Raw genomic sequence first — 16,871 nt, 5'->3', positions numbered from 1 at the left:
CGGCATTCACGAGGCGGCGAGCTCCCTGAGAAATAGATGGTGCAGATGGTCGTTGAGCCGGCGCGAGGCGATCGGCAGCGGCGCGTCGGCTGTGAAGGTGGCGGGATCGATATCCTGGCCCACGCGCAGGCATACCTGCACGCGGCGTGCGGGTATGCGGTACCAGGGCTCGGCCTTGGTCAGCGTGGTCGGTTCGACGGTGATAAATACCGGGGTGATCGTACGGGCGCCGCGCAGGGCGATGGCGGCCGCGCCGCGATGGAACACCGGTGCCTGTCCGGGCTGCGTGCGCGTGCCTTCGGGAAACACCACCAGGCACTGGCCTTCGCGCAGCACCCCGGTAGCGTCTTCGAGCATGTTCATGCTGCCGTCGTTGCTGATGTATTGCGCCGCATGCACCGGTCCGCGCGTGCAGGGATTGCCGAACAGGCCGGCCTTCACCACGCAGTTGGCGTCGGGGACCTGGCCGATCAGGCACACCACGTCGATCAGTGACGGGTGGTTGGCCACGATCATCTGGCCGGGGCGGCCCAGCCGCTCGGCGCCCTCGATGCGGAAATCCAGCACGCGACTGCGCTGCATGAACCACACGTGCAGGCGGAATGCGCGGCTGATCGCGGCACGCGCGCGACGGCGATGCGCGACGGCGTCGCCGGGCAGGCAGGCCAGTACCGGCAGGATGATCAGGCGCAGCAGCAGCCCGCCCAGCCCGAACAGCACGAAGCTGGCGCCGGTGGCTAACAGGCGCCACGCCCATGCGTCGGTGCGCGGGTTCAGGTCCGCTGTTGCCAGTTCCATCGGCGTGCCTTCCATAGGTGTTCCAGTGACGATTGTCGAACCAGCAGTGCGCGCAGGAAGTCGAGTGCATGCGGCCATGCGCAGGGCGCGCCACCCGTCGTGTTGCGCGCCTGCTGCAGCCGCCAGCCCGATCCGCTCGCCCGGCCAAGTCCGCTTGCCCGGCTGCGGCCGCTCGCGTCGTTGCCGGCCGCGTCGCCGTCGGGTTGTCCGACGTTCCCCATTCGCAGGGCCACAGCATAGGAGAACGGCACGTCGTCGATCCACTGCGCGTAGGCCGCGGGCGGCAGTTCCTCGGCCACCACCACCAGCACTGCCGGCGCGCCCGCGGCGAGCTGCAGGGCGCCTTCCAGCACCGCATGCTCGAACACGTCGGCCTCGCCCGCGATGGCGGTAGATTCGCCATGCTGGCCGCGCAGGATCGACCACTGTCCGGCAATCGCGTTGTGCACCGACAGGCCGAAGCGGGTGGGCGACAGCGGCTGTCCGTCGGCGATGTCGCCGAGCAGGGCCAGCGTGCGCGGCGTTTCGCCGTGGCGCGAGGCGAACACGAACGGCAACTGCTCGTGTTCGCCGCACAGCGGCCATGCCGTTTCCAGCGTCATGCGCGCCAGCCGGCTCAGGCGGCGGCGCTGCATGGCGGGCAGGAACGCGCAGGCCGGCTGCAGCTGGCCGTCGTCGTGCACGACATGCGGGGCTTCGGCCCAGGCCTGCCACGCCGCCGGCGTTTCCAGCCCCGGCGCCCAGCCGCGCCAGTCGTCGATGCGTATGTCGATCATGCATCCGCCTCCGCGCAGCGCCGGAACAGCAGGGCGGTGCAGCTGCCGCCGAAACCGAAGTTGCCCGACAGTACGCTGTCCAGCGGCAACGCGCGTGGCGCATCCGGCAGCGGGGCGTCGGCGAACGCCTCGTCGCGTGGTACCGGCACGCGGCCGGGCAGCAGCATGCCGTGTTGCATCATCAGCAGGCTGGCGATCGCGTCGAGCGCGCCGGCGGCGGCGGGTGCGTGACCGATCAGGCCCTTGATCGACGACAGCGGCGGCACTGGCAGATCGCGTTCGGCGAACACGGTGCGGATCGCCTGCCACTCGGCAAGGTCGCCCTGCGGCGTGGAGCAGGCATGCGTGTTGATGTAGCCGGGCAGGGTGCCGGCGCGGTCGATCGCCTGGCGCAGCGCGCGGGTGATGCCGTCGGCACCCGGGCCGACCATGCTGGCGGCGTCGGTGGCGCTGCCGTAGCCGGCCAGCTCGGCCAGTACCACGGCACCGCGCGCCATCGCGTGCTGCAGCGATTCCAGCACCAGCACGCCGGCACCCGCGGCCAGCACGAAGCCGTCGCGCCCGGGGTGGTAGGGGCGCGAGGCGAGGGCGGGATCGTGCTGTGGCGACAAGGCATGCATCGCGTCGAACCACATCGCGGTGCTGTCGTGCAGTTCCTCGGCGCCGCCGGTGATCACTACCTGCTGGCGGCCGAGCTGGATCAGCTCCATCGCCTGGCCGATCGCATGCGCGCTGCTGGTGCAGGCCGAGCTGATGGTGAGGCTGATACCGCCGATGCCGAAGGCGTGCGCCACGCTGGCCGACAGCGCGCTGCTCATGCCGCGCGGCACGATGAACGGCGAGAGCCGGCCGACGCCGCGGGCGCGATGGCTGTCCAGAGCCGCCTCGTGTTCGCTCAGGGCGGCACCGCCACCGAGCACCAGACCGCAGTCGTCGCGCTGCAGCCGTTCGTTCGTCAGGCCGGCCTGCGCCAGCGCCTCGTTCAATGCATGCCAGGCGTACAGACCCGGTGCGGCCAGGAAGCGGCGCAGCTTGCGCGGCGGCTCCGGCAGTCCGGCCAGGTCGACCGGGCCGCCGACCCGTGCCTGCAGGTCCAGCGCGGCGAAACCGGCCATGCTGCGCAGTCCGCAGCGTCCGTGGCGGAGCCCGTCGAACAGCGCGTGGTTGCCCGCGCCAAGGCAGGACAGCGAGCCGGTGCCGGTGACCACCACCCGCGGCAGGCCGTTGGCATCGACCAGGCGCATCAGTCGCAGGCCCTGAAGATCAGCGAGGTGTTGATGCCGCCAAAGGCGAAGTTGTTGTTCATCACGCAGTCGGTGGCGATGGTGCGCTCGCTGCCGGTGATGTGGTCCAGTTCGGCGCAGTCGGGGTCGGGCTGGTCCAGGTTGAGCGTGGGCGCGAAACGGCCCGCGCGCATCATCTCGATCGCCCACCACGATTCCAGCGCGCCGCAGGCACCCAGGGTGTGCCCGACATAGCTTTTCATCGCGCTCACCGGCACCTGCGGGCCGAGCACGTCATGGGTGGCGTGGCTTTCCGCCACGTCGCCACGATCGGTGGCGGTGCCGTGGGCGCTGACGTAGCCGATCGCCGACGGCGGCAGATTCGCATCGGCCAGCGCCAGGCGCATCGCCACCGCCATCGTCCCGGCGCTGGGCTGGGTGATGTGTGCGCCATCGGAATTGCAGGCGAAGCCGACGATCTCGGCGTGGATCGTCGCGCCGCGGGCCCTGGCGTGTTCGTACTCCTCCAGCACCAGGGTGACGGCGCCTTCGCCGACCACCAGTCCATCGCGCGCGCGGTCGAACGGACGCGGGGTCAGCTGCGGCTCGTCGTTGCGTGTGCTGGTGGCGAACAGCGTGTCGAACACCGCTGCACCCGGTCCCGACAGCTCCTCGGAGCCACCGCACAGCATCAGCGTCTGCTTGCCCTGCTGGATCGCCTCGTAGCCGTAGCCGATCGCCTGGCTGCCGGACGTGCAGGCACTGGACGTGGGAATGATGCGCCCCTGCAGGCCGAAGAACACGCCCACGTTCACCGCCGTGGTATGCGCCATCATCTGGATGTAGCTGGTGGCGGTGACGCCCTGCATCGAGCCGGTTTCCAGCATGCGCCCAATCACCCGGATCGGTGCGACGCTACCGCCGGAGGAGCCATACGCCACGCCCATGCGGCCATCGCGGATCGACACCTCGTCCAGCAGTCCCGCATCGCGCAGTGCGTGCTCGCTGGCGGCCACTGCCAGTTGCGAGACACGGCCCATCGAGCGGGTTTTCTGGCGCGGCCACGACGGCACTTTGAAGTCGTCGACCGGACAGCCGAGGCGTCCGTTCAGCGCGTCGAAATAATCCCATTCGGGCATCCTGCGTACGGCATTGCGACCCTCGCGCAGGCGTGCGGCTATGGTCGGCCAGTCGTGGCCCAGCGCGGTGATACCGCCGATGCCGGTGATGACGACACGTTTCATGGGGGCGGCATCCTTGTCGGTGAAATCAGGTTTGTTGGATTAGTCGTGGTGCTTCTGTGTGCCAGGACTTTCGACGCGTTTGCGTTGTCGCAATGGACAGCGCGGTTTCGAGCCACTGCCGCGACCCGAACCCCCTTTCTTTGCCGGCCCGCGCCGCCGCCGGGAGCGGCGGCGTGGGCAAGCAAGAGAAGGTGACTCGGCCGCCGGCAGGCGGTCGAAACCGCTCTGCTTCCTGCACGGGGCGACTCGAAGTGCCATGGTGGGGCAAGACCGGTCTCACATCGCACCGTCAGCTGACGGGCAGTCGCCATCGGGATCACGTCGCCCCCTCCCCGCCTGGATGCCGACTCGCCGGCACCAGCAACACTGTGAAACCGATCCCCAGCAACAGCGTGAGCCCGAAATCCCGCAACGCAGGCATCGAGCTCAGCGACAGCAGACCGAACGAAAGCAGGGCGGTGATCGCCGACAGCAGCACGCTGGCGTACATCGCGCCGGGGCGGTGTGCGGTGTGCGGTTCGCCCTCGTGCAGGAACACCGCATAGTTGGCGCCCACGCCCAGCACCAGCATCAGCGCCATCCAGTGGAACAGGGTCAGCGGCTGGCCGAGGTAACCCAGCGTGGCCAGCGCCAGCGCCATGCCGAGCACCGGTGGCACCAGTACGCGCGGCATGCGCCGCCAGCCATAGCGCCAGCCGAACACCGGCACGATCAGCACGATCGCCGCAAGCAGCCACATGCTGGCGTAGCGGCGATAGCGGCCGAACAGGCGCGACACGCTGGCGGCCTTGTCGACCAGGGTTACGCCGGGCAGGCCAGCGGCGGCGCGGCGCAGCCGGGCATCGCCGGGGTCGCCCTGTGGAAGCACGATGGAGCCGCAACCGTGTCGGCCGCAGCCCATCCACAGATAACGGAACGGCGTGGCCATCGGCGATGCCAGCCAGGTCTTGAAGTTAAGCGGCGAGCCCGGCCACGCATCGGCATAGGCTGCCGCTGCATCGGCGCGCAGCCCACCGGCGACCAGCAGTGTCTGCAGACGGGCGCGGACGGTCGCATCGTCCGCACTGGCGCTGGCGCCATGCGCGAACAGAGCATGTGCCAGCAGCGCGTGATCGGCCTGCTGGCGGGTACGCGAAGGAGCCATGCCGGCCAGTCCAATCCAGCCGTCGAGGCGATTGTCATGCACCAGCGCCTGCAGCCGCTGTTCCAGTGCCTCTTCGCGCTGCAGGGTCTGCTGGGTGTCGGCGCCCTGTACCAGATAGAACTGGCTGCTGTTGCCGATGCCGGCGATTTCGCGGATGCGGTGTTCCTGCTGTACCAGCGAGGGCGGCGGCGAGATCAGCAGGTGCACGTCGTCGTCGTGGCTCAGCCGGTACCAGCCGGGAAGCGCCAGCAGCAGCAAGCCGACGGCCAGCAGCACGCCGCGCGGTCCCCGGCTGGCGCGGCCGACGCCGTTTTGCAGGGCCAGCGCCCAGCGTACCGGCGCGGCCGACAGCGGTCCGGCAGGGCGCTGCAGCAGTGCCGGCAGCAGCCAGAACACGCTGAGGCAGGCCGCCAGCATGCCGCTCATCGCGAACACTGCCATCTGGCGCAGAGCGGGAAACGGTACCAGCCCGAGCAGGGCATAGCCCAACAGCGAGGTGGCCAGCGCCAGCAGCAGCGCCGGACGCACCTGACGCAGGCCGGTCGCGGCCTGCCAGCCGGGGCCGGCATTGGCGCGCGCGGTGAGGTACTGGATCGAATAGTCCACCGCCTCGCCCAACAGGGCCGCACCGAACACCAGGGTCAGCAGGTAGATCTGGCCGAACACCAGCAGGCTGGCCACGGTGGCGAACACCACGCCCGCGGCGGTCGACAGGAACGCCAGCAGCAGCGGTCCGGGCGAGCGGAACATGCCGATCAGCAGCAGCGCGATGCCGCAGGTGGAGATCCAACCGACCAGGTGCACATCGTGCTCCGCGCCGGCGCGCGCGGCGGCGGCATAGAACACCGCGCCGGTACGCAGCACACGGGTGCCGGGCTGGTCGTGCTCGATCCGGCGGGCCGCATCGTCCACGGCGGCCAGCACGCGCTGCTGCACGCTGTCGTCGTAGGACGAGCCGGCCAGCGTGGCGGTGACCAGCACATCGGTGCGGCCACCAGTGTGCGCAACCAGCAGATTGTCTTCCGGCAGCAGCGGCGAGCGACTCCACGGTTGGGTGCCGAGCCAGTGCTGCAGCCAGCCGAAGGGATCGTCCTGCAGGGTGGTGCCCACACCGTCGACGAAGGGCGCGTTCAGTCGCTGCGCCAGCGCCTGTGCCGGATCGTAGCCGGGCGCGTTCATTGCGGCGCGGTCGGTATCCGACAGCAGGAAGAAGCGGTGCGCCAGATAGGGCGCGACCATCTGCTTCAGGTCGAACGGCGGCAGTTCGGCCAGCACCGAGCGGAACACTTTGTGCGGCGTCAGCGCCTTGCCCAGCGCACGGGCGGCCGCCTTGGCGCGACGGTCATCGGTGTTCTCCACCAGCAGCACGATGCGGTCGCCGTTGGCGTGGGCCAGCCGTTGTACCGCGGCTTCCGCCAGCGGCTGCTGTTCGGTGGCAGGCAGCATCGCCAGCAGGTCGGTCTGGATCGGCAGGCGGCCGCGTCCGAACAGCAGCCATGCGCCCAGAGCGGCAATCAGCAGCAGCGCGACGGCGAAGGCCCCGGCGCGAAGCGTCAGACGCGGACTCATGGCAGGCCGAGCACCTGTTTTTCCAGGGGGTTGAAGCGGGCTGCATCGCGGCTGTGGCTGAAGCGGATGTCGGTACCGCCGCCATCGCGCATGGCGATGCGGATGTCCTGCAGGAACGCGTCGCCGCTCAGCACGATGCTGCCGAGCACGCGCGCCACGCGCTCCTGCTTCGGCACCAGTCGCAGGGTCCAGGCCGAGGCGGTGCCGCTGGCGGAAATGTCGAACTGGCGGCGCACGGTGTCGACGTGGCCGGCCAGCATCGCCTGCAGCATCTGCGAGATCTGGCTCACGCCGCGCGCGTCGTGCATGCGCTGCGCGCGCCCCTGCGCGTCGATGCGCGCCGCCCGGGTGCCGGTGAACGCCAGCGTTTCCGCATACGGTGCCACGGTCTGCCACAGCATGCCGTGGCCCAGCACGAACAGCAGCTGCCCGTGGCTGGTCTGGGGTCTGGCCAGGGCCGGGTTGGAGCGGGTCTGCACGAAGTCGGCACGCACGGCGTGGTGGCGCGCCAACCCGGTCAAAATCTGCTGCAGCAGTGGCTGGTCGGTGCCGTCCGCATGGCCGGGCGGCAGCACCCCGACAAGCAGCAGGATGCAGAGCAGCAGCGGGGCGATCAGACGTCGCATGGTTGGTCTCCACGAACATGGCGCCACAACAGGCGTGGCGCACGGGGCAGCATGCCCAGCAGCAGACGCGTATGCATCGCGCTGATGCGCAGGTTGTCGCGCAGCATGCGGAAGTGCGACAAGCCGTTTTCCGGGTAGATCACCCGGGTCGGCAGGTTGCGCACCGGCACGCCGCGCCAGTGAAGCCTAACCGCGATTTCGGTGTCGAAGTCCATCCGTGCCGGCACCGGAGCACGGTCGAGTTCAGCGCAGGCGGTATCCAGCGGATACACGCGGTAGCCGCACATCGAGTCGCGGATCGCCAGCGACAGGGTTTCCAGCCACACGCAGACGTGGGTGACGTAGCGCCCGTACAGGCGCCCGCGCGGCACGCTTTCGTCGTACTCCGGGCAGCCGCAGACCAGCGCCGACGGGCAGTGCTGTGCGGCGGCGATGAAGCGCGGTGCGTCTGCGGTGTCGTGCTGGCCGTCGGCATCGATCTGCAACGCATGGGTGTAGCCGGCCGCATGCGCCGCCCGCAGGCCGGCCGCCACGGCACAGCCCTTGCCCTGGTTGTGCGGCAGACGGATCAGGGTCATGCCGGCCTCGTCGCGAAGCAGGCCGTCGAGGATCGCGCGTGTGGCCGCGTCACTGCCGTCGTCCACCACCAGTACCGGCAGGCCATGCGTGCGCAGGGCCTGGACGGTGCGTGCGATGGTGCTGCCGTGGTTGTAGATGGGGATCAGCGCGCAGGGCGCGAAACGAGCGTCGGGGCGCATGGCGCGTGCGGCGTCAGCGCTCGAGCAGGGCGTGCACCGTGGCGATCACGTCACCCACCGTGCGTACGTTCTTGAAGTCCTCCGGCTTGATCCGCATGCCGGTCATTTCCTGCACCTGGATCGCCAGGTCCACCGCGTCGATGGAATCCAGTTCCAGGTCGGTGAACAGGTGGGCGCCGGGGGTGACCCGGGCAGGATCGATCTCGAAGGTGTCGCGCAGCACGTCGCGGAGCTTGTCCAGAATCTCCTCGTCGCTAATCCCTGCTTCCATGATGCTGCTCATAACGGTTCTACCTGTTCCTGCCTTGGTGAATACTGCGTGCCGCAGTCAGCCATGGGCCTCCGTGCATCGGGCGCAAAAGGCCCTGGGCGCGGATATCCCGGTTACCGCTGGATCTGCCTGACACCGGCCGTGCCGGCTGCCCGCGAAACGGGCCCCCTGATCGCAGCTTTGCCTTTGCCGGCAAAGCCTTGCACATCTTTTGTGCCCGCAGTTTAGCAGGCTTGCCGGTCGATTGAAGCCGCCTGCGCGAATGCGTGACGGCCGGCGTGAAACGAACGAGCCCGGCGCATGGCCGGGCTCGTCGGGAGCATGGCTGGCTGGTCCGCTTACTGGCCGCGCATGCGACCCTGGAAGCGGGTGCCGTTGCCCATGTGCGGCAGCTTGATCTTGCCGATCGCGGTGATGCGTTCTTCGGCCAGGCGGTCGGCTGCTTTGTAGGTCGGGATGCCTTCGGACTTGCTGATCTCGAAGATGCGGCCCAGGTTGTAGTAGATCGTGCGCATCATGCGCATCGCACGCTCGCGGTTGTAGCCGTCGATCTCCAGCGACACGTTCATCACGCCGCCGGCGTTGACCGCGTAATCGGGTGCGTACAGCACGCCGCGGCGGGTCAGCTCGTCGCCGATCGCGTCGGTGGCCAGCTGGTTGTTGGCCGGGCCGCAGATGATCTTGGCCTTGATGCGGTCGATGGTCTGCTCGTTGACGGTGCCGCCCAGCGCGCACGGCGCGTAGACGTCGGCGTCCACGTCGTAGATTTCGTCCAGGCCCACCGCTTCGCAGCCCAGCTCGTCCACGCAGCGCTGCACGGCTTCCTTGTTGATGTCGGTGACGAACACCTTGGCGCCCTGCTCGCGCAGCAGCTTGATGAACTCGCCGCCGACGTGGCCGCAGCCCTGCACCGCGTAGCTGTACTTGCCCACGTCCTCGCTGCCGTACTTGAACTGCAGCGTGGCCATCAGGCCCTGCAGGGTGCCGTAGGCCGTGAACGGCGACGGGTCGCCCGAGCCGCCATGCACCTGGTGCACGCCGGTCACGTACTCGGTTTCGCGGTACACGTATTCCATGTCGTTGACGTCGATACCGACGTCCTCGGCGGTGATGTAGCGGCCGCCCAGCGTGTTGACGAAGCGGCCGAACGCGCGGAACAGCGCCTCGGACTTGTCCTTCGACGGGTCACCGATGATCACCGCTTTGCCGCCGCCCAGGTTCAGCCCGGCCACGGCGTTCTTGTAGGTCATGCCGCGCGACAGGCGCAGCACATCGTTCACGGCATCCTGCTCGGTCTTGTACGGCCACATGCGCAGACCACCCAGTGCGGGGCCCAGCACGGTGTTATGGATCGCGATGATGGCCTTCAAGCCGGCGTCGCGGTTGTGGCAGAAAACAACCTGCTCGTGGTCGGTATGGGAGATGGTTTCAAAGATCATGGGGATACGGATAACGTCGTGGATGGAGTGCCCGAAGGAGGGCGGTACTACGCAGCGCGTGCATGCCTTGGCATGTCCGTGTACGCACCTTCAACTCTTTGATTGTGCTTAAAAAACAAACCGCCAGGCGGAGCATGGCGGTTCGTGGACGGGGTGCATTGTAGTCCTCCACCGACGGAGGCAACAGCTTGCGCCGCACCATCACCGGCCCGCAGGCCGGTGCGCGGGCGCGGCATGCGGCGATTGTCAGTAGCTGCCGACCGTGACCCTCAGCAGCCGGCTGTCGTCGCCGAAATTCAGGCCGTAGTCGGTCTGGTCGCCATTGAGCCAGCGACGCGAATGCCAGCGACCGTCATGCTCGAAATCGCCTTCCTCGACGCGCAACAGCTGGCCGCGGCGGCCGTCCTGCGCCGTGCGCTTGAACTCGACGCGGGCATGGAAGCCGGTGACCAGGAAGGTGTGCGGGTCAAGCTGTATGACAAGCACGTGGCCGTTGTCGTGCGGGTTGCCGGCCAGGATCGGCGGTGCGTCGCCCCAGGCTGGCGCGCCGAACGACACATCGATCCGCCAGTGACCGAAACGCAACACGCGCTTCGGCTGGCCGCGCTGCTCGACCACGGCCTGCAGACGTCCCTCATAGGCGGCTGACGCCACGATGCGGTCGATCGCGCCGATGGCCCCGTAGTTGCGCGCATAGGCCTGGCTGGCTGCCTTGCCGGCAGCGTCGGTGTCGTGGCCGTCGACACCGAAGGTGGAAAAGCCGATGCCGCCCTTGCCCAGGATGTAGAACAGGAACTTCGCCGTGCCCGCCTCGAAGCCGGTTTCCGAGATCCAGCTCGGGTTGTCCGGGCGGTGGTACTGGCCGACCACGCGGGTGAACTCGTGATAGTCGTCGGTGTACAGGTCGGTGCCGATCAGGTCGATCGAGGTCACCGTCGCCTTCCAGATGTCCAGCACGTTCCAGGTGGCGCCGCCGCTGGGGTAGTCGATCCCGGGCAGGTGCTTGCCCTTGTAGCGCAGCCAGGTGTTGACGTACATCGGCAGCGGATACACCGCCTTGCCGGCGGCCGCCACCTGCTGGATGTAATCGGCGATGCCGTAGGCGGCAAAGGCTTCGGCGGCATCGGCGCCGAACAACTGGCGCCACGAACCGGCCGGCTTGTGCAGCGCCTGTGCCAGCGTCGTCGGCACCGGGCCGGCGAACGCGCGGTCGGCGGCAGCGCCGTGGTCGCGCACGGTGCCGATGGCACCGGGTTCGTTCTCCACCTGCACCATGATCACCGTATGGCGGTCGCCGTCGATCGCACGCAGGTGTTTCATCAGCGCGACGAAGGCCGTGCGGTCGGCCTGCAGGTTGGCGGCCGAGTAGGGCGAGAGCACTTCGATCGGCTGGCCATCGGCGTCCAGCATGCGTGGGTAGTGCGTCGGGTCGTCCTTGATCCAGGTGGGCACGTAGTGCATCTGGCCGTTCTTCCAGGTGCCGAACCACAGCAGGATCAGGTGCACGTGGTGAGCGCGGGCCTGGGTGACCAGCGCATCGATGTTGGTGTAGTCGAACTGGCCCGGCCGGGGTTCGAACTGTTCCCAGTACACCGGTGCCTCGACGGTGTTGGCATGCACGGCCTCGACTGCGGGCCAGACTTCCGGGAGCACGTCCGGCCAGGCGCTGGAGTTGTTGAGCTGCGCCGCCAGTACGGTGAATGGCCGGCCGTCCACCATCAGGGCGAAACGGCCATCGTGATGGACCAGTTGCGGAGGCTCGCCGGCCTGGGCCAAAAAGGCCGAGGCCGCCAGGAGGACGCCCAGCAGGGGGCGGACGCAGGTTCGTACTGTCATTTTGCTATGGGTTCCCGAGGCGGCCGGCCATGGCCGGCCGCCTTGACGCGATGGATCAGAATTTCACCGTGGCGCGCATCCAGTAATAACGCCCCAGCAGGTCGTAGGTGGCGACATCCGTGTTGGCGTTGGTGACATTGTTGGCGTAGTACAGCGAGGGTTGCTTGTCGGTCAGGTTGTCCACACCCAGCTGGAGTTTGGTATGCCAGCGGGCAAAGTCGTAGCCCACCTGAAGGTTGTGGTAGACGACCGCACCGATCTTGCGCACGGCATTGGCTATATCGTAATCGGCGGACAGGCCCTGGGCCGGGTCGGAGCTGCCGATCTGGGTCTTGCCGATGTAGCGCATCTGCCAGGAGGCGCTCCAGTGGCCGCGTGCCCAGCTTAGCGTTCCCAGGCCGCGCCAGCGCGGGAAGTTGCCGTAGGCATAGGTGTAGATGCCGGCGTTGCGGATGACCACCGAACTGGGGTCGGTGGTGTCCGGGTTGATGTCGTAGCGCTTCATGTAGGTGCCGTTGAGGCTGGCGATGAAGCGGCCGTAGTCGGTCCTGGCGAACTTGTAGTTGGCCGAGAAATCGGTGCCGGCGACCCACAGCTTGCCAAGGTTCACCGTCGGCTCGGCGACGTAGTTGATCGTGCCATTGCCATTGCGGTGGATCAGGGCGCAGAACGCGCTGGCCGAGTTGGCGTAGCACTGGTTGAGCACGGTCTGCGCGGACACCGTGGAAATCGTGTCCTGCAGGTCGATCCGCCAGTTGTCCACACTCACCGACAGGCCTTCCAGCCAGTGCGGGTCATAGACAAAGCCGAAGTCATACGAGCGACCGGTCTCCGGCTTGAGTTGGTACCCGGCCACCACGGCACCCGAGACCTTGCCGGAGATCTGGCCGTCGGCCTGCTGATAGCTGCCGTTGGTGGGTACGTTGGCGCAGGCTGCCGCATGGCCACCGGTGTAACCGTTGCAGGGATCGTTGACGGTGGCGGCGTCGCCGGCCACGCCGGCATACAGCTCACTGGTGTTCGGGGCACGGAATACCTGGGACACCGTGCCGCGCAGCAGCAGGTCGTCGATCGGGCGCCATTCCAGCGCCAGCTTGCTGTTGGTCTTGCTGCCCACGGTGCTGTAGTCCGACCAGCGCGTGCCTACGGTGATGTTCAGCGAGCGCACGCCCGGCAGATCGGCCAGCAGCGGCACCAGCGCCTCGGCATAGGCTTCCTTGACGTTGAAGCTGCCGGCCAGGTTCGAGGCGCAGAATTCGATCACGCCGCACAGGCCGTTCTCGTCCGCGGTATACAGCGCATCGGCCTGGCTCGAGGTGCTTTCCTTTCGATACGACAGTCCGGTGGCCAGGCTGACCGTACCGGCAGGCAGATCGAACAGGTCGCCGTTGGCATTGGCTTCCACCTGCTTGACGGTATAGACACTGCTGAACCTGGGGTTGACCACCATCGACTGCAGCGTGGAAAGGTTGGATGCGTCGTTGATGTTGAAGATGTTCAGCGGCGTACAACTGCTGATCACATTGCCGGGGGTGCCGCATTTGACCACCCCGTCGGTATCCATGAACGAGGGGCCGATGGCCTGCTCGAACTTGGCGTAGTTCAGGAACCCGTAGTTGATCGAGGTCTGCCTGACCCGACCGTAGTTGATGTCGGCATCCCACTGCCAGGAGCTGTCGCCGAAGTTGCCGCGCAGGCCCGGATTCACCTGCAGGTTGTCGGTGGTGTATTCGTAGCTTCGGTTGCCGAGCACGGTCAGGCGGGTGTTGAGGTCGTTGTACGAGGTGCCGGTGCTGCGGTCGGTACCGAAGTTGACCCCGAACGGGTTGTAGTAGCTGTTGGCCGAAACCAGGAAGTTGTCGCCGTTGGCGAAGATCGGGACGGGCGCGATCACCGACGAGGACTTGGTCTGGCTGAAGTACGTGTTGAGGTAGGCCGAGACGTTGTCGCTGATCTGGTACTTGGCCAGCAGGAATGCGTTGGTGCGCTTCTGCGGTGTCTGCAGCAGGTTGTAGGGCTGGTAGTTGTACGAGTCGCTGCTGGAGTTGTAGCAGTGGAAATCGCCGGCACTGGCGGTGCCGCTGACGCCATGGTTGAGCGTGACCCGCGAGCACCCGTTGGCAGTCGCCAGTGCGGTGGATGCCGCCGAGCCGTCATTGAAGCTGATCGAGCCATAAGGGGTCGCCGACGAACCTTCCTTCACCGTCTGTCCGTCGATCAGGTAGAGCGCGTCCTTCGAATAGCTGCGCGAGCCGGCGGACAACGCATCGATGCTGCTGCGGGAAAGACCGCCGATCACGCTGTAGTTGCTGCCGGTGTGGCCGGCGGTGATGGAAAAATTGCGGCGGTTGGCATCGCTGCGCGAGCTGGTGCCGTAATCGCCGGATACCTGCACGCCGTCGAAATGATCGCGCAGGATGAAGTTCACCACGCCGCCGATCGCGTCAGAGCCGTACACCGCCGAGGCGCCGTCGCTGAGGACTTCGATCCGCTCGATCATGCTGGCGGGAATCGCATTGATGTCGTTGTAGGCCAGGCGCACACCGTTGACCAGGATCAGCGTGCGCTTGTCGCCCAAGCCGCGTAGCGAGACGGTGGATGCGCCGGTGCCGCCGCCGTTGTTGGTATAGGGGTTGGTGGCGTTGCCCGCGATCGAGGGCAGCTCCTGCACCAGGTCGCCCAGGGTCGGCTTGCCTGTGTCCTCGATCGCGGTCCGGTCGAGGGTGACCACGGGGTTGGCTGTCTCGACGTCGACACGGCGGATACGCGAACCGGTGACGGTGACGGCTTCCAGATTCTTCGCCTTTTTGACGTCAGCGCCTTTGCTGCTGGTATCGGTCGTGCCGTTGTCCTGGGCATGCAGGGTGCCGGTGCCGGCCAGCAGGAACAACATCAAGGCGCCGTGGATGGCATGGCTCAGCGCCCGGCGCGCATGTCGGGAGGCGATGGAGGGAGAAGCGTGGATTCGGGTATCGCGTTTGTCCATAAACATAGACGTTTCCTCAGCGGGGTGGGGTTGACGGAGCGTTGGGGCGTGGGGCGATTGCGGGGCACGCGAAAGCTGCGGGGAGACGCCGCAGATAGCTCTTTGAGGGACATCGTTCGCGCAAGCGCGGCGCACCGGGCCCGGTGCCGTCGTCCCCCGGCAAGACCCGTAACGGGCCTTGCCGCAGGTGTTTTGAGCGCGCGTGACGCGCTCGCGGGTTCAGCTTTCGCCGGCGGCAGCCATTTCGGTCTGCCAGTACACGGCGTAGCGCTGGTGCTTGATCTGGTTGACCGGCACCACCGGCAGCTCGCCGTGGAGGGTGCTGGCGGTGAAGCTCAGTGGCGTGTCGGCGGCTTTGAGCCAGTCCATCTGCCGCGGCGAGGTCATCGCCACGCGCGGCGCCGGTTGCGGTTTGGGTTCAGGGTCCGGCGCCGCCCACATGCCCGCGTACTGCATGGCATGGGTCAGTCCCTTGCCGCCCAGTTGTGCGGCCAGCACCAGCGGTCCGTAGCGCACCGCGCGCAGGCTGTCGTCGCCGGGCAGTGGCTGGTTGCGCAGGGTCATCGGCAAGTCCAGCTCTATGCGGTCGCCGTCGCGCCACTCGCGGCGCAGGGTGAGGTAGCTGCCGGGCGAAGCGAAGACATCCAGCGTCTCGCCATTCACCCGCACGGCGGCGTCGGGACCGATCCACTCGGGAATGCGCAGGTTCAGCGCCATCGTGATGGGCTTGCCCAGCGCGAGCACGAACCGGGTCCGCGGCTCACGCGGAAAACCGGTTTCCTGGCGCAGCTTGAGCTGTTGTTCCGGCCAGTCGAGTTCCGAGGGGATGAACAGGTTAACGTAGAGGTCCGTGCCTTCGCGGAAATAGATGTTTTCGTTGAAGCGGGCGAACTCTTCCACGCCGGTGCCGGTGCAGCACCAGAACGAATCGAATGGCGTGTTGTAGTACTTGTTGGCGCCGGCCTGCAGCGGGTAGTAGTACAGCTTCATGCCGTTCTCGTCCTGGGTGCCCAGGCGCGCGTTGTAGAGCGTGCGCTCGTAGTAGTCGAAGGCGCGCGGATCGCCGTTCCATTCGTATACGTGACGGGTCAGCTTGAGCAGGTTGTAGGCCACGCAGCTCTCGGCGGCGTAGAGGCCCAGCTGGCCTTTCAGGTCGCCCGGGCCGGTCTTCCAGAACTCGTCGTTGCTGGAGCCGCCGGTGGCATAGGTGCGTTCGCCGGTCACCGTTTCCCAGAAAAACTCGCTGATCCGCCGGTAGCGTGGCTCGCCGGTCAGCTCGTAGCGGCGGGCGGCGCCGATGATCTTGGGCACTTGCGTGTTGCTGTGCAGTCCCTTCAGTTCGTCGCGATGGGCCGCCAGCGGATCGAGCAGCGATGCCTGGTCGAAGCGGTGCGCGGCTTCAAGGTGGCGACCGTTGCCGGTGATCGCGTACAGGTTGTACATCGACTCGTTGATGCCGCCGAACTCGGTCTTCTCGATATGCGCCATCTCGGTATCGGAAAACCCGTTGAGCCAGTGCACCAACCAGTCACCGATACCGGTGGCTACCTTCAACGCCTGTGCGTTGCCGGCATGCTGGTACATATCGAGCATGCCGGCCTGGATCTTGTGGATGGTGTAGAACGGCGCCCAGACTTTCTGGCCGCGGCTGAGACGGTCGAAGAAACTTTCCGGGAAGGCGCTCAAATAGCCGTTCGGCTGCTGGCAGGCAGCGAGGATGGCTACCAGTGCATCGCCGCGTTCCTTCAGTACGGTGTCGCCATGGCTGGCATAGGCCAGTGCCACCGCGGAAAGGTAGTGGCCGCCGCTGAAATGGCCGCGTAGTTCGCAGTCGGGCTTTTCCCAGCCACCCAGCGGCCTGGCCTGGCTGGGCAAGCCTGCCTGGAGACGGAAGTTGTGGGCGAGACGGTCAACCGGCAGGCTGTGCAGGTAGCGACGGTTGATTTCGGCCTGGGTGGCGAACTCGCTGTCGAGAAGGCGCACCTGGTTCAGGCTGAAACCGTGCATGCGCTTCACCGGTTGCTCTCGCGAGGCTACGGCATCATTCGTGGAGGTCGCGCTGGTGCCTGCCGTGTCGGGAACGAATGCACGCGCAGCAGGCACCGCAAACGCAGAAGCCAGCACAGTGGCCGTGCCCTTGATGAATCGCCTGCGATGGTTTTCCGCATCGTGCATGTTGCTCCCCCAACATGTTGGATGGC

11 protein-coding genes and 1 pseudogene are annotated in these 16,871 nt (G+C 67.1%); all 12 read right to left on the bottom strand.

Translation table 11 applies throughout. The annotated features are described in order from the left end of the window. Positions 1-6: 6 nt before the first annotated feature. Positions 7-798, bottom strand: a complete 792-nt coding sequence (locus RA164_RS10975; RefSeq protein ID WP_329740891.1) for a lysophospholipid acyltransferase family protein — start codon at positions 796-798, stop codon at positions 7-9. Continuing rightward, positions 774-1,574 carry a beta-ketoacyl synthase chain length factor gene (locus tag RA164_RS10970; RefSeq protein WP_329740890.1) on the bottom strand — a complete coding sequence of 267 codons (801 nt, stop codon included), beginning with the start codon at positions 1,572-1,574 and terminating at the stop codon, positions 774-776. Before RA164_RS10970 ends, RA164_RS10975 begins: the two co-directional genes overlap by 25 nt. Beyond that, positions 1,571-2,818 (bottom strand): beta-ketoacyl-[acyl-carrier-protein] synthase family protein, encoded by a 1,248-nt coding sequence (locus RA164_RS10965; RefSeq protein ID WP_329740889.1) that lies wholly within the window; start codon positions 2,816-2,818, stop codon positions 1,571-1,573. Before RA164_RS10965 ends, RA164_RS10970 begins: the two co-directional genes overlap by 4 nt. Next, entirely contained in the window at positions 2,818-4,041 is a 1,224-nt protein-coding gene (locus RA164_RS10960; protein WP_329740888.1) for a beta-ketoacyl-ACP synthase, read from the bottom strand. Before RA164_RS10960 ends, RA164_RS10965 begins: the two co-directional genes overlap by 1 nt. 316 nt (positions 4,042-4,357) lie before the next feature. Further along, complete coding sequence (locus RA164_RS10955; protein WP_329740887.1) at positions 4,358-6,754, bottom strand: MMPL family transporter; 2,397 nt, start codon at positions 6,752-6,754, stop codon at positions 4,358-4,360. Further along, a complete protein-coding gene (locus RA164_RS10950) occupies positions 6,751-7,380 on the bottom strand; it encodes an outer membrane lipoprotein carrier protein LolA (protein WP_329740886.1) in 630 nt (209 codons plus the stop codon). The genes RA164_RS10955 and RA164_RS10950 overlap by 4 nt, the downstream gene beginning before the upstream one ends. Then, complete coding sequence (locus tag RA164_RS10945) at positions 7,368-8,138, bottom strand: glycosyltransferase family 2 protein (RefSeq protein ID WP_329740885.1); 771 nt, start codon at positions 8,136-8,138, stop codon at positions 7,368-7,370. Before RA164_RS10945 ends, RA164_RS10950 begins: the two co-directional genes overlap by 13 nt. 13 nt (positions 8,139-8,151) lie before the next feature. After that, on the bottom strand, positions 8,152-8,409 hold the full coding sequence (locus RA164_RS10940) for an acyl carrier protein (RefSeq protein WP_329740884.1): 258 nt from the start codon (positions 8,407-8,409) through the stop codon (positions 8,152-8,154). Positions 8,410-8,747: 338 nt separating this feature from the next. Beyond that, positions 8,748-9,848, bottom strand: a complete 1,101-nt coding sequence (locus RA164_RS10935) for a Glu/Leu/Phe/Val dehydrogenase dimerization domain-containing protein (RefSeq protein ID WP_329740883.1) — start codon at positions 9,846-9,848, stop codon at positions 8,748-8,750. A 246-nt stretch (positions 9,849-10,094) separates the two neighbouring features. Beyond that, a complete protein-coding gene (locus tag RA164_RS10930; protein WP_329740882.1) occupies positions 10,095-11,684 on the bottom strand; it encodes a DUF5597 domain-containing protein in 1,590 nt (529 codons plus the stop codon). Positions 11,685-11,739: 55 nt separating this feature from the next. Beyond that, positions 11,740-14,472 (bottom strand): annotated as a pseudogene (locus RA164_RS10925) (TonB-dependent receptor domain-containing protein); the annotation flags it as partial. 417 nt (positions 14,473-14,889) lie between these two features. Then, a complete protein-coding gene (locus RA164_RS10920) occupies positions 14,890-16,677 on the bottom strand; it encodes a glycoside hydrolase family 127 protein (protein WP_329740881.1) in 1,788 nt (595 codons plus the stop codon). Positions 16,678-16,871 lie beyond the last annotated feature (194 nt).

It is taken from the genome of Dyella sp. A6 (assembly GCF_036320485.1).
Lineage (GTDB): Bacteria > Pseudomonadota > Gammaproteobacteria > Xanthomonadales > Rhodanobacteraceae > Rhodanobacter_A > Rhodanobacter_A aluminiiresistens.
This window is presented reverse-complemented; position numbering and strand designations above follow the sequence as displayed.

Excerpts from the sequence above, each read along its gene's own strand:
- RA164_RS10965 (WP_329740889.1), bottom strand. The coding sequence starts at position 2,818 with ATGCGCCTGGTCGATGCCAACGGCCTGCCGCGGGTGGTGGTCACCGGC.
- RA164_RS10920 (WP_329740881.1), bottom strand. The coding sequence starts at position 16,677 with ATGCACGGTTTCAGCCTGAACCAGGTGCGCCTTCTCGACAGCGAGTTC.
- RA164_RS10955 (WP_329740887.1), bottom strand. The coding sequence starts at position 6,754 with ATGAGTCCGCGTCTGACGCTTCGCGCCGGGGCCTTCGCCGTCGCGCTG.
- RA164_RS10950 (WP_329740886.1), bottom strand. The coding sequence starts at position 7,380 with ATGCGACGTCTGATCGCCCCGCTGCTGCTCTGCATCCTGCTGCTTGTC.
- RA164_RS10960 (WP_329740888.1), bottom strand. The coding sequence starts at position 4,041 with ATGAAACGTGTCGTCATCACCGGCATCGGCGGTATCACCGCGCTGGGC.
- RA164_RS10970 (WP_329740890.1), bottom strand. The coding sequence starts at position 1,574 with ATGATCGACATACGCATCGACGACTGGCGCGGCTGGGCGCCGGGGCTG.
- RA164_RS10975 (WP_329740891.1), bottom strand. The coding sequence starts at position 798 with ATGGAACTGGCAACAGCGGACCTGAACCCGCGCACCGACGCATGGGCG.
- RA164_RS10945 (WP_329740885.1), bottom strand. The coding sequence starts at position 8,138 with ATGCGCCCCGACGCTCGTTTCGCGCCCTGCGCGCTGATCCCCATCTAC.
- RA164_RS10940 (WP_329740884.1), bottom strand. The coding sequence starts at position 8,409 with ATGGAAGCAGGGATTAGCGACGAGGAGATTCTGGACAAGCTCCGCGAC.
- RA164_RS10935 (WP_329740883.1), bottom strand. The coding sequence starts at position 9,848 with ATGATCTTTGAAACCATCTCCCATACCGACCACGAGCAGGTTGTTTTC.
- RA164_RS10930 (WP_329740882.1), bottom strand. The coding sequence starts at position 11,684 with ATGACAGTACGAACCTGCGTCCGCCCCCTGCTGGGCGTCCTCCTGGCG.